Source organism: Streptomyces sp. NPDC089915, assembly GCF_040684675.1.
Classification (GTDB): domain Bacteria; phylum Actinomycetota; class Actinomycetes; order Streptomycetales; family Streptomycetaceae; genus Streptomyces.
Genome location: NZ_JBFBGN010000182.1, coordinates 1 through 11,686, shown reverse-complemented (window position 1 = coordinate 11,686; position 11,686 = coordinate 1). Strand labels below are relative to the sequence as shown.

Annotated in this window: 10 protein-coding genes and 1 pseudogene; 5 read left to right on the top strand and 6 right to left on the bottom strand. The window is 73.1% G+C overall.

The genetic code is table 11. From position 1 onward, the window contains the following. Positions 1-94: 94 nt before the first annotated feature. Both AB0O29_RS31885 and AB0O29_RS31880 read left to right on the top strand, forming a co-directional pair. Positions 95-775 (top strand): annotated as a pseudogene (locus AB0O29_RS31885) (ATP-binding cassette domain-containing protein); the annotation flags it as partial. Continuing rightward, positions 772-1,659 (top strand): ABC transporter permease, encoded by an 888-nt coding sequence (locus AB0O29_RS31880; RefSeq protein ID WP_365158656.1) that lies wholly within the window; start codon positions 772-774, stop codon positions 1,657-1,659. The pseudogene AB0O29_RS31885 and the gene AB0O29_RS31880, both read left to right, overlap by 4 nt. 71 nt (positions 1,660-1,730) lie before the next feature. Here the strand turns inward: AB0O29_RS31880 and AB0O29_RS31875 are convergent, their stop codons facing one another. Together AB0O29_RS31875 and AB0O29_RS31870 are read right to left on the bottom strand one after the other, a co-directional pair. After that, on the bottom strand, positions 1,731-2,528 hold the full coding sequence (locus AB0O29_RS31875) for a VOC family protein (protein WP_365158662.1): 798 nt from the start codon (positions 2,526-2,528) through the stop codon (positions 1,731-1,733). Positions 2,529-2,661: 133 nt separating this feature from the next. Continuing rightward, entirely contained in the window at positions 2,662-3,525 is an 864-nt protein-coding gene (locus AB0O29_RS31870) for a helix-turn-helix transcriptional regulator (protein ID WP_365158653.1), read from the bottom strand. A gap of 154 nt (positions 3,526-3,679) precedes the next feature. Here AB0O29_RS31870 and AB0O29_RS31865 point away from each other — a divergent pair, with 154 nt between their 5' ends. Together AB0O29_RS31865 and AB0O29_RS31860 are read left to right on the top strand one after the other, a co-directional pair. Continuing rightward, positions 3,680-4,414 carry an SDR family oxidoreductase gene (locus AB0O29_RS31865; protein ID WP_365158650.1) on the top strand — a complete coding sequence of 245 codons (735 nt, stop codon included), beginning with the start codon at positions 3,680-3,682 and terminating at the stop codon, positions 4,412-4,414. A gap of 682 nt (positions 4,415-5,096) precedes the next feature. Continuing rightward, positions 5,097-5,606: a hypothetical protein gene (locus tag AB0O29_RS31860; protein WP_365158647.1), complete on the top strand. Its 510-nt coding sequence runs from the start codon at positions 5,097-5,099 to the stop codon at positions 5,604-5,606. Between the two features lie 21 nt (positions 5,607-5,627). Here the strand turns inward: AB0O29_RS31860 and AB0O29_RS31855 are convergent, their stop codons facing one another. The 4 genes from AB0O29_RS31855 to AB0O29_RS31840 form a co-directional block, all read right to left on the bottom strand. Then, positions 5,628-6,674 carry an LLM class flavin-dependent oxidoreductase gene (locus AB0O29_RS31855; RefSeq protein ID WP_365158644.1) on the bottom strand — a complete coding sequence of 349 codons (1,047 nt, stop codon included), beginning with the start codon at positions 6,672-6,674 and terminating at the stop codon, positions 5,628-5,630. 85 nt (positions 6,675-6,759) lie between these two features. Further along, on the bottom strand, positions 6,760-7,776 hold the full coding sequence (locus AB0O29_RS31850) for an ABC transporter substrate-binding protein (protein WP_365158641.1): 1,017 nt from the start codon (positions 7,774-7,776) through the stop codon (positions 6,760-6,762). 29 nt (positions 7,777-7,805) lie between these two features. Further along, positions 7,806-8,768 carry an amino acid ABC transporter permease gene (locus tag AB0O29_RS31845; protein WP_365158638.1) on the bottom strand — a complete coding sequence of 321 codons (963 nt, stop codon included), beginning with the start codon at positions 8,766-8,768 and terminating at the stop codon, positions 7,806-7,808. 158 nt (positions 8,769-8,926) lie between these two features. Next, complete coding sequence (locus tag AB0O29_RS31840) at positions 8,927-9,901, bottom strand: amino acid ABC transporter permease (protein ID WP_365158659.1); 975 nt, start codon at positions 9,899-9,901, stop codon at positions 8,927-8,929. A gap of 569 nt (positions 9,902-10,470) precedes the next feature. Here AB0O29_RS31840 and AB0O29_RS31835 point away from each other — a divergent pair. Further along, positions 10,471-11,628 (top strand): LLM class flavin-dependent oxidoreductase, encoded by a 1,158-nt coding sequence (locus AB0O29_RS31835; protein WP_365158635.1) that lies wholly within the window; start codon positions 10,471-10,473, stop codon positions 11,626-11,628. Positions 11,629-11,686: the final 58 nt, after the last annotated feature.

Sequence of the window (11,686 nt, the reverse complement as noted above, 5' to 3'; positions counted from 1 at the left end):
GCCGCCGAGGCCCACGCGCTCGCCTGCATCGGGCTGCGCACCACGCTCCAGCAGGTGTCCGGGCTGGAGCCCGGCGCGGGAGCCTCCGTGCGCAAACCTCCACATCCACGCCCGCCTCTACGGCATGAGCCGCCGCCGCGCCCGCCGCCGAGCCACCGAGACCCTGGAGGCCGTCGCACTGGCCGACCGGCGGCGCTCCCCGGTACGCACCCTCTCCGGCGGCATGCGCCGACGTCTCGAACTCGCCCGGGGCCTGCTGCACGAGCCGCGGATCCTCTTCCTCGACGAACCGACCACCGGACTCGACCCGCACGCCCGCGCCCAGGTCTGGGAACACCTGCGCGCCCTGCGCGACCGCCAGGGCACCACCCTCTTCGTCACCACCCACTACCTGGGCGAGGCCGAGCACTGCGACCGCCTCGCCATCATCGACCGGGGCCTCCTGGTGGCCCAGGGCACCCCCGCCGCCCTGAAGGCCGCGATCGGCGACGACCGGGTGGTGCTGCGCACCGGTGACGACCGGGCGGCGCGCGAGGTCGTCCTCGGTGCCGCGCCGCCCGGCACCCTCACCACGCTGGACGCCGAGGGCATCGCCCTGCGCCTGCCCGACGGCGGATCCTGGATCCCGCGCCTGTGCGCGGCCCTCGCGGACCACGGCATCCCCGTCCACGCCGCCACCGCCACCCCGCCGACGCTCGACGACGTCTTCTTCCACCACACCGGCCGCAGCATCCACGGCGCCCGCCCCGCGGCCGCCCCCGAGGAGGGTCCGTGACCACGTCCGCCGTACGGGCCCAGGGAGCCCCCCGGGGCCACGGCGGCGCCGACGACGCACCGCCGCCCCCGGCGCCGCTCGACCGGCTGCGCCGCGAACTGCGCGCCGTCCACGCCCTGGTCCACCGCGATCTGCTGCGCCTGGCGCACCAGCGCGTCCACACCGCGCTGATGCTGATCCAGCCGGTCCTCTACCTCTTCATCCTCGGAGGGGGGATGGCCGCCCTGATCCCCGACGCGGCGCTGGGCGTCGGCTACCAGACCTACCTGTTCCCCGGCATACTGGTGATGACCGTCCAGGGGCCGGCGATCATGGTGGGCATCAGGCTGATCACCGACCGGCAGAGCGGCTACCTGCGCGAACTGCTGATGGCACCGGTACGCCGCTCCACCCTCCTGCTGGGCATCTGCGCCGGCGGCACCGCCGTCGCCGCCGTCCAGGGCGGTGTGCTGCTCGCCCTCGCCGGGGCGGTCGGCCTGCCCTACGATCCGCTCCTGCTGGCCCTGCTGCTGGCCGGCATGGTGCTGGCCTCCTTCACCATCACCGCCCTGTCCCTGGCCCTGGCCGTGAGCCTGGCCCGCCCCGAGATGTTCCACATGCTGCTCGGCCTGGTGATGATGCCGCTGCTGTTCCTCTCCGGCGGCTTCTTCCCACTGGAGAACCTGCCGGGCTGGGCCCGGACCGTGGCCGCCGCGAACCCGCTCGCCTACGGCGTCGACCTGCTGCGCCGCTCCATCGGCGTCCGGGAACCGGGCCGGGCGGCCGCGACGGGCATCGAGTGGTTCGGCCACCAGCCCCCGCTCGCCCTCGAAGCGGCGGGCCTCCTGACGATCGGCGTCCTGGCCCTCCTCTGGGCCGCCCACCGCTTCGCCCGCCCCGAGTAGCCCCGGACGGACGGCCCCCGCCGAGGGCCCGGCGTCCCGGACGCCGGACCCTCACCGCGCGCCCCGACGCGTCAGGCGGGTTCCTCCTGCATCGACGACGTGATGACCGAGAAGGCTCCGCCCTGGGGGTCGGCGAGGACCGCCATGCGGCCCGCCACCATGTCGAAGGCCGGCGCCAGCACCGTGGCACCCGCGCGGACGGCGGCCGCCTGGACCTCGTCCACGCTGTCCACGTGGAAGTACGGCTGCCAGTGCGGCGGCACGCCCGGCGGCATCTTGCTCATGTCCATCATCCCGCCCACCGCACGGCCGGCGACCTGGAACTCGACGTAGCCCTCGGCGCCCTCCATCTCGGACCGCGCGGTCGTCACCGGCAGGATCGAGGAGTAGAACGCGGCCGCCCCCGGCAGGTCGGGGGTGGTCAGCTCGTTCCAGATCAGCGCGCCGTGCTCGTTGACGATGCCCGCGCCGTCGAAGGTGCCGGGCTGCCACAGGCCGACGACGGCGCCGGCCGGGTCGGCGATGACGGCCATCCGGCCGAGGTCCATGACGTCCATCGGGCCCACCATGACCGTGCCGCCCGCGTCGGTGACGGACTTGACGGTGGAGTCGATGCCGTCCGTCGCCAGGTACGTCGTCCACACCGTCGGCGGCAGCGGGTCCGGCACCGACCCGTCCGGGTTCATCGCCTTCATGACGCCCGCGACCGGCTTCCCCTTGAGGGTGCAGACGGCGTAGCCGCCCGTCTCCGGCGGGCCGACCTCGCCCTGCCACCCGAAGAGGTCGCAGTAGAAGTCGAGGGCGGCCTGCTGGTCGGGGACCATCAGGTCGATCCAGCACGGGGTGCCGGGCTTGTAGGGGCCGTTCATGTCGGGCACGGATGCCTCCGGTGTTCCGCTCGGGGTAGGACGGGCCATCCCCTACCCGGGCCGCGGGCACGGAATCGGGCCGAACGGGTGACGCGGCGCGAAGCCCCGGCCCGCCCCTATCACTCCCGGACCGTCAGGACGACGGTCCGGCCGTCCGGGCCGGTCGGTCGTCATGCAGGGCGCCCGTGGCCAGACCGGCCAGGGCGCGGGCGTCGGCGGTGCCGGGAGCGGCCTGGTAGACGACGAGTTGCTGCCCTTCCGCCTCCCCGCGTGCGTCGAAGACGAGGTAGGTGACGGTGAGCGGGCCGGCGTCCGGGTGCAGGAACCGCTTCGTGCCCCGCGTCTTGCCCCGGACGGCGTGGCGGTTCCAGATCCGCTCGAACTCCGCGCTGCGCTGCCGCAGGGAGCCGACGACCTCCCGGAGCCTGGCGTCCCGCGGGGCGATGCCGGCGGCCTGCCGCAGATGGCCGACGGTGGACTCGGCCGTGGCCGCCCGGCACAGGTAGAACCCGGGGGAGGCCGGATCGAGGAAGACCATCCGGGCGAGGTTGTCCATCCGCCCGAACGGCGCATGCAGCTCCCGGGCGGTGGAGTTGGCGGCCAGGACGTCCAGCGCGCGGTTGATCACGAACGCCGCCGCGCCCCGCTGGCCGTCCAGCAGCTGGAGCAGGGCGGGATCGACCGCGTCCTCGGGCCGGCCGGGGGGCGGGGTGTCCGGCGTGGTGCCGGCCAGCCGGTGCAGGTGTGCCCGTGCGTCGGCGTCCAGGCGCAGGGCGCGGCCCAGCGCTTCGGCCAGCTGGGCCGAGGGCCTGCGCTCACGGCCCTGTTCGAGCCGGGTGTAGTAGTCGGAGTTCACGCCCGCCAGGACCGCGACCTCCTCGCGCCGCAGCCCCGGCACCCGGCGCGGGCCGTGGCCGGCGATGCCCGCGTCCTGGGGGCGTACGCCCGCTCTGCGCGCGCGGAGGAACTCCCCGAGGGGGCTGTGGGTCGAGGCCATGGACACCAGCCTAGTGGGGGCCCGATCCGCTGCCAGGGTGTACCGCACCCAGGCGGCGGCCGCCCTGGCGGGGGCCAGGCGGCCTGGCCAGACTCGGGGCCGGCGCACCGCACGAGGCGGCGCGCCCCCCCCCCCCCCGAGAGGAGCCCCGTACATGAAGGGCACGTCCAAGGTCGTCGCGGTCACCGGAGCCAGTAGCGGCATCGGCGCGGCCACCGCCCGCCGGCTCGCCGCCGACGGCCACCGCCTGTTCCTCGGCGCACGGCGTACCGACCGCCTCGCCGGACTGGCCGCGGAGATCAACGCCGCCGGCGGCACGGCGGCCTTCCGGCGGCTGGACGTCACCGACGCCGCCGACGTCGCGGACTTCGCCTCCGCCGCCCACGAGCTCCACGGACGGCTCGACGTGCTGGTCAACAACGCCGGGGTGATGCCGCTCTCCCCGCTGGAGGCGCTGCGGACCCGGGAATGGGACCGCATGATCGACGTCAACCTGCGAGGGGTCCTGCACGGCATCGCCGCCGCCCTGCCCCTGATGCGGGCCCAGGGCGGCGGGCACTTCGTCAACATCGCCTCCGTCGGCGCCTACGAGGTCTCGCCCACCGCCGCCGTGTACTGCGCGACGAAGTACGCCGTCCGGGCCGTCTCCGAGGGCCTGCGGCAGGAATCCGCGGGGGACGTCCGCGTCACCCTCGTCTCCCCGGGCGTGACCGAGTCCGAACTCGCCGACCACATCGGCGATCCGGCGGCCCGCGAGGCGATGAGGAGCTACCGGGCCGTGGCACTGCCCGCCTCGGCCGTCGCGGACGCCATCGCCTACGCGCTGGCCCAGCCCCCGGAGGTCGACGTCAACGAGATCGTCGTCCGCCCGGCGGCGAGCGTGCGATAGGACCGTCAGTACCAGACGTACAGAAAGAAGGGGAGCACGGCCCCGGGCAGACCCATGACGCATTTGTAGGGGAGGCCGGTCGCCTTTCCGGCGTTCTCGCAAGGGGTCGGGGAGTTGTAGTACGTGCTGTGGTAATGCCAATCGGGTGCGGCGGCCCGGGTGGCGCCCGCCGGGCTTTCAACTCCCTGCGGAAGGGCGGCGGCCTGGGCCGTCGCGGATATTCCGCCCAGAGCCAGTGAGGTTCCGAGGGCCAGCCCCGTGACCGCGTGACGCACGCGCATGTCGTCTCCTTTTTTCCCGGGAAACACCGAACGACGTCAGCCGGTGAAGTCCACCGTGTACGGCCATTCAACGGAGCGAAAGTCCTTGCTGTCCAGACCGGTTGGCCCGGTGACGTGAAAGGGGTTTGAGCGCGGCGACCGTGTCCCGGCACCGGGACACGGAGGCCGCGACCGGCCGGCCCGCCGCGCTGTAGCGTTCATCGCCCATCCATTGCAACGTCAACCGCTCTGTCTGTTGCGTTAGATTCCGCTCGGGTGCAACGATTTCAGCGCGCTGACCTGCCTATATGTGATCCTGATGCAACCTCGACATTGCCGCCATCATGAACGCAACGTAGCGTTTGTGTCATCGGAAACGTCGGTTCGCCGGCTCGTCAGAGCCGCGTTCAAAGGGGTGGGTCATGGAGGCAGTGGCACTGAACCAGAAGCAGTCGGCCCCCGGCGCCCTCGCTTCCTTCGCCCGGTTCGTGTTCTGCGGCGGGGGAGTGGGTGTGGCCTCCAGCTTCGCCGTGGCGGCCCTCGCCTCCTGGATGCCCTGGGCGCTGGCCAACGCCCTCATCACCGCGGCGTCCACGCTGCTGGCCACCGAACTGCACGCCCGCTTCACCTTCGGCGCGGGCGGCCGTGCGACCTGGCGCCAGCACGCGCAGTCCGCCGGGTCCGCGGCCGCCGCGTACGCCGTCACCTGCGTCGCGATGCTCGTCCTGCGGCACCTCGCGGCGGAGCCCGGCGCCCTCGCCGAGCAGGCCGTCTACCTCACCGCCTCCGCCCTCGCCGGCGTCGCCCGGTTCGCGGTCCTGCGCCTCGTCGTCTTCGCCCGCCACCACGCGCGGAGGACTCCGGCCCGCCCGGTCGCCGCCGCCGTGGCCGGCGCCCCCGCCGCGCGGAAGGCCCTCTGCCGCGCCGCCTGACGGGGCGCGCGGCCGGACTCCTCAGCGGTCGGGGAAGGGCGGGTCGGGGATCGCGCGCCGCAGCGCCGGGGCGATGTCCGACTGGAAGAGTTCGAGCGAGGCGCGGTGCCGCGCCGGGTCGAGTCCGCCCGGTTCCGCCTGGAGGTGGAGGACCGTGTGGCCGAACTCCTCGTGGTACCGGTGGACCTTCTCGATCACCTGCTGGGGGCTGCCGATCAGTGCCGAGCTGCGCTCGACGAAGTCCTCCAGGGTGGGGAACACCGGTGCCAGCCCCTGCCGTTCGTGGGCGTCGAGGTAGCGGGCGAACGCCGGCCGGTAGGCCCGGGCCGCCTGCTGCGAGGTCGGGGCGGCGTGGTAGCCGGCCGTGCCCGCGCCGACGACCGCGTGCGCCGGATCGTGCCCGTAGTGCTCCCAGCGCTCCCGGTAGAAGCGGATCAGCTCCGCGTAGGGGCCGATGGGGTGGGTGACGTTCGCGGAGAAGAGCGGGTCCCCGTACCGTGCGGCGAGATCGACGGAGTCCCGGCTGGTGGCGCTGCCGTGCCAGATGCGCAGGTCCCGCTGGTACGGCCGGGGCAGTACCTCCGCCCCGGTCAGGGCGGGGCGGAAGCGCGGATCGGCGGTCACCCCGTCCTCGCGCCAGATCCGCCGGAACAGCTCGTAGCCCTCGGTGTTGCGCTCCCACTGGTCCTCGGGGGTCACGTGGAAGAGCTCCCGCTGCGCCGTGCCGTTGCCCTTGCCGATCATCAGCTCCAGGCGTCCGTCGCAGAGGTGGTCGAGGGTCGCGTAGTCCTCGTACGCCCGCACCGGATCGAGCAGGCTCAGGGTGGTGACGGCGGTGAACAGCCGGATCCGGCCGGTCAGGGCGGCGATGTGGGAGAGGATCACGGGCGGTGAGGAGGACAGGAACGGACGCTCGTGGCGCTCACCCACCCCGAATCCGTCGAAGCCGAGCGATTCCGCCAGCCGGGCGGCCGCCACGACCTCCCGGAACCGCTCGCGCGTGGGGGTGGGGGCACCCGTCACCGGGTCGGCTGAATCCGTGATCAGGGTGATGGCGAGGAACTTCACCGGGCCACCGCCCGCCGGTCGGCCCGGGAACGCGGGTCGGCCGGATCGGTGGGGGCGGCGAGGGGTGCGGCCTCCGTGGGGGCGCTCATGAGGCGGTCTGGGGGAGGCCCGGGGGGTTCACCTCGGAGGTGGTGACGGCCTCGTTCGACAGGTTCCAGGCGGCCAGCAGCTGCGCGTACCGGCCGCTTCGGATCAGGTGGTCGACGGCCTCCGCCACCGGCCTGGCCAGTCCGCCGTCCTTCTTCGCCGTGGCGGCGATCAGCCCCTGGAGGCCCTCCCCGGCCCCCGAGAACGAACCGGCGTTGCGCGTGGGGGCGTTGCCGCCCGCGGTCTGTGTGATGTGGTAGGCGATGGAGGGGTTCGGCCCGAAGTTGAGGTCGATCTTCCCGCCGCTCAGCGCCAGGTAGGCGCTGTTGGGGTCCGGGAAGTACTTGACCTCGACGTCCTTGCCCTCGGAGCGGAGCCTGGCCTGCCACTCCAGCAGGATCTTCTCCTGGTTGGTGCCCTTGCTGACCGCCACGGTCTTCCCCGCGAGGCCGCGGTAGTCGCCGCCGAAGTTCCAGGGGTTTCCCTTCAGCACCTCGAAGGCCAGGTTGTCCTTGCGGTACGAGGCGAACTCGTACTTCTTCTTGCGCTCCTCGGTGACCGTGACGTTGGAGAAGGCCGCGTCCACCTTGCCGCTGTCGACGCCGACGAAGAGGTTCTCCCAGGTGGAGTTCTTGATTACGGGCTTGAGCCCCAGGGTCGCGGCGACCAGGCGGCCCAGGTCGGGCTCCGCGCCCGTGAGGGTCTTCTGGTCGGTGCCGACGTAGGCGAGCGGCGGGAAGCCGGCGGGCAGGGCGCCGACGCCGATGACCAGCTCGCCGCGTTCGCGCACGGCCTTCGGGAGCTGTGCGCGCAGGGACTCGACGACGGGGACGGACAGTTCGGTCTGCCGGGCGGCCCCGTTGGAGACGGCGCCGACGGTCACCTTGCCGGAGGCCGCCCCGTCGGCCCGCGCGTCGCCGCCGCAGGCGGTGAGCCCGGCGGCGAGGGCGGCGGTGGCGGTCGTCGCGCCGAGGCCGCGGACGAGTCTGGTGCGCAGGATGGACCGGCTTCGCATGGGATTCCTTCGAGTTCGTGCGGACGGGGTCACGGGGCCGTCTCCTGCCGGAAACGGAGCCGCAGGTCGCGCAGGCCGGCGCGGGCCCGCTGCAGGGGGGTGGGCGGCAGGGCGCGCAGCGCGCCGCGTGCGTAGTACCGCTCGACGTGGAACTGCACGGCGGAGACCAGGCTGGTGAGGATCACGTACCAGACGGTCGCCACCAGCAGGAGCGGCACCACGTCACCGGGGTAGGTGCTGGCCAGGCTCTGCACCGAGCCGAACAGGTCGAGCAGCGAGACGTAGAAGACCAGGGACGTGGCCTTGAGCAGCCCGATCAGCTGGTTGACGTAGGAGGGGATGATGGAGCGGAGCGCCTGGGGCAGGACGATCCGGGTGAACTGGTGGCGGCGGGGCAGCCCCAGGGCCGCCGCCGCCTCGTGCTGGCCCTGGTCGACCGAGAGCACGCCGGCCCGGACGATCTCGGCCGCGTACGCCGCCTCGCTCAGGCCCAGGCCCACCACCGCGACCACGATGTCGGTGGCGAACCGCGACTCGTCGAAGGTGACGAAGGCGGGCCCGAACGGTATCCCGAGGCTGAGGGTCGGATAGAGGGCGCTGAGGTTGTAGAGGAAGAGCAGGACGACGATCAGCGGCACCGACCGGAACAGCCACACGTACGCCCAGCTCACGGACCGCACCACCGCGTTGCCCGAGAGCCGGCCCAGCGCGATCACGACACCGCCCGCCAGACCGAGGACCGCGCTGTACGCGGTCACCTGGAGGGTGATGAGCAGACCGTCCAGGACGACCGGGCGCAGGAACCAGTACGCGAAGCGGTCCCACTGGTAGAAGGGATTGGTGATCAGCCCGTGGGCGGCCTGGGAGACCAGCACCAGCACGACGACGGCGGCCACCCACCGCCCGGGGCGGCGCAGCGGGAGGATCCGCTCGGTCGCCTCAGCGGGGCCCGAGGGGCCGGCGGGCGCGGGCAGGAGCAGGGGTTCGGTCACGGGGCACTCCAGCGGCTTCGACGAAGCGCGGATGGGGGAAGCAGCCGTCATGCCGGAGGGGAGAGGCCGCCGATGGGGTTTCTGCGGCGAAGCTAGGCAGCCCGCTGAAGGGGTGTCAACGGCTTCGATATCGGAATGCGTGAATGCGGCGGGTTATTTCATCCGCCGTACATATAAAGCCTCTTGGTGAAATGAAAAGGCTTTCGGCCGGTGCCGGCGCGCGAGGCGCCGCGTGCGTAATGCCGCTCCACGTAGTACTGGCCGGCGCTCAGGACGGTGGTGACGGCGGCGTACCAGAGGGTGGCGACCAGCAGCAGCGGGATCACCTGGTAGTTCTGGTTGTAGACCAGCTGGACCGAGTACAGCAGGTCGTGCACGGCCAGCACGCTGACGATGCTGGTGCCCTTCAGGGTGCCGATCAGCATGTTCCCGGCGGTCGGCACGATCGAGCGCATCGCCTGGGGTACGACGATCCGGCGCAGGGTGCGCCACCCGCTCAGGCCGAGGGCCTGCGCGGCCTCGGTCTGGCCGGGGTCCACGGAGAGGATCCCGCCGCGCACCACCTCGGCGGCGTAGGCGCTCTCGTGCAGGGTCAGGCCGATGACGGCGGTGAGGGTCGGGCCGAGCAGGTTCACCGTGCGGACGCTGAACAGCTCCGGGCCGTACGGGATCCCGAGCCCCAGGGTGGGGTACAGGGCGCCGATGTTGAACCAGAACAGCAACTGCACGAGCAGCGGGGTGGAGCGGAAGATCCACACGTACCCCCAGCTCAGCGTCCGCAGGACCGGGCTGTCGGAGAGCCGCATCACGGCCAGGACGGTGCCCGACAGGAAGCCGAGCACCATCACCACGGCGGTCAGCCACAGCGTCAGCAGCAGCCCGTGCAGGACCGCCGAGGTGGTGAAGTACCGTCCCACCACGTCCCATTGGAAGGCGTCGTTGCGCAGGACGGAACGCACCGCCAGCGCGAAGACCAGCAGCGCGGCGGCGGCGGACACCCGGCGCCCCACGCGCCGGCGCGGCACGATCCGCGGTGGTCCGGCCGCGGGGTCGGCGCCGGGCGCGGGCGCGGCGGTGGCGGGGGAGACGTCGGAAGGGGCGGCGGCCATGGGAGGCCCTCCAGTTCGAGGGATCGCGGCGTGGATGGGGTGGGTCCCGGGACCCCGTGTCGTCACGCCCGCCGCGTCCCTCAACGCGGCCGGAACCGGCGCCCTGCGCGGGGCGGGGCCGTTCCGCCGCCGATCGTATGCGCCTGCCGCACGGCCCTGTCAACCATGCGCGGACCCCGACGCCCGGGGCCGTCCGGGATCCGGGCCGTCGCTTGACGAAGACCATCGTGTACTGCTCAAGTAGGCATATGAACGCCCATCAGCGCCTCGTCTCGCGCGGCCACATCGACTTCGGTCGGGTGTGGTCCGCCGCGTGTCGCGCCTGATGCGGCAGCGGGCTGCCTGATCGGCCCTTCCCTCCCTCGGTGACCCCGTCGCGGGCCGAGATCCCCGCGCACGACCGCTGCCGCCCGCCGGCCCGGTGACGTGCGTCCGGACGCCGCGCTGCCCGCCGCCGTTCTCCCGATCCCCCGTGTCGTCACACCCGTAACACCCGCACCGCTTCCCGCACATCCGCGTGCCGCCGGCCGTCGTACGAGCCGGCGTCCCCACCTGCCCGTGTGCGCACCACCGCCCCCGCGAAAGGCCACCCCATGCCCGTGGAATTCCTCGGCATCGCCGCCACCAACGACGGATCCGAGACCACCGCCCGGTCCGGCGCCGCCTTCGACAAGGACTACACCCTCCGCCTGGCCCGGGCGCACGAGGAACACGGCTGGGACCGGGTGCTGTTCGCCTACGGCTCCGGATCCCCCGACCCCGCACCGGCGGCCGCGTACATCGCCGCCCGCCTGGAGCGCCTCCAGCTCCTGCTGGCCCACCGGCCCAACGTCTCCTACCCCACCTACGCCGCCAAGACCTTCGCCACCCTCGACCAGATCAGCGAGGGCCGCCTGACCGTCCACTTCATCACCGGCGGCAACGACCACGAACAGGGCCGCGAGGGGGACACCCTCACCAAGGACGAGCGCTACGCCCGCACCGCGGAGTACATCCGGATCGTCAAGAAGGTGTGGACCACCCGCGAACCCTTCGACCACGAGGGCGCGCACTACCGCTTCCACGACTTCGTCAGCGACGTCTTCCCCGTGCGGCAGCCGCGTCCGGACGTCTCGTTCGGCGGCTCCTCACCCGCCGCGTACGCCGCCGGCGGAGCGGAGGCCGACGTCCACTGCCTCTGGGGAGAGCCCCTGGAGAAGACCGCCCAGCAGATCGAGGCCGTGAAGGCGGCCGCCGCGGCGGCGGGCCGCACCGACGCCCCGCGCATCCAGGTGGCCTTCCGGCCGATCATCGCCCCCACCGAGGAACTGGCCTGGGAGAAGGCCCACCGCACCCTGGGCGCCATCCGCCGCCGGCGCGAGGAGGCCCCCGCACGGCACCCCCGGGGCGGAGTCACACAGACCCATGCGCCCCAGAACACCGGATCACAGCGGCTGATCGCCATAGCCGAGGCGGGGGAGCGCTACGACCGGGCGCTGTGGACGCCGACCGCCGCGGCCACCGGCGGCGCCGGCAACTCCAACGCCCTGGTCGGCACCCCCGAGACGGTCGCCCGGGCCCTGCTGGACTACTACGACCTCGGCGTCGACATCCTCTCGGCCCGCGGCTACGACCTGCTCGAAGACGCCGTCGACTTCGGCCGGCACGTCATCCCGCTGGTCCGCGAGGAGGTCGCGAAGCGCGACGCCGCACGCACGGCCGCGCACCCGCTGCCCGCGCCCCGCCGGAGCGCCGCGGCGGTGCGGGCATGAGCACCGCGCACCGCACACCCCCCGCGCCGAGGCCGCGAGGTCGCCCGCGATGTACTGG

Bases quoted from the DNA above. Each gene is read 5' to 3' on its own strand.
- AB0O29_RS31875 (WP_365158662.1), bottom strand. From the start codon at position 2,528: ATGAACGGCCCCTACAAGCCCGGCACCCCGTGCTGGATCGACCTGATG.
- AB0O29_RS31870 (WP_365158653.1), bottom strand. From the start codon at position 3,525: ATGGCCTCGACCCACAGCCCCCTCGGGGAGTTCCTCCGCGCGCGCAGA.
- AB0O29_RS31835 (WP_365158635.1), top strand. From the start codon at position 10,471: ATGCCCGTGGAATTCCTCGGCATCGCCGCCACCAACGACGGATCCGAG.
- AB0O29_RS31860 (WP_365158647.1), top strand. From the start codon at position 5,097: ATGGAGGCAGTGGCACTGAACCAGAAGCAGTCGGCCCCCGGCGCCCTC.
- AB0O29_RS31850 (WP_365158641.1), bottom strand. From the start codon at position 7,776: ATGCGAAGCCGGTCCATCCTGCGCACCAGACTCGTCCGCGGCCTCGGC.
- AB0O29_RS31865 (WP_365158650.1), top strand. From the start codon at position 3,680: ATGAAGGGCACGTCCAAGGTCGTCGCGGTCACCGGAGCCAGTAGCGGC.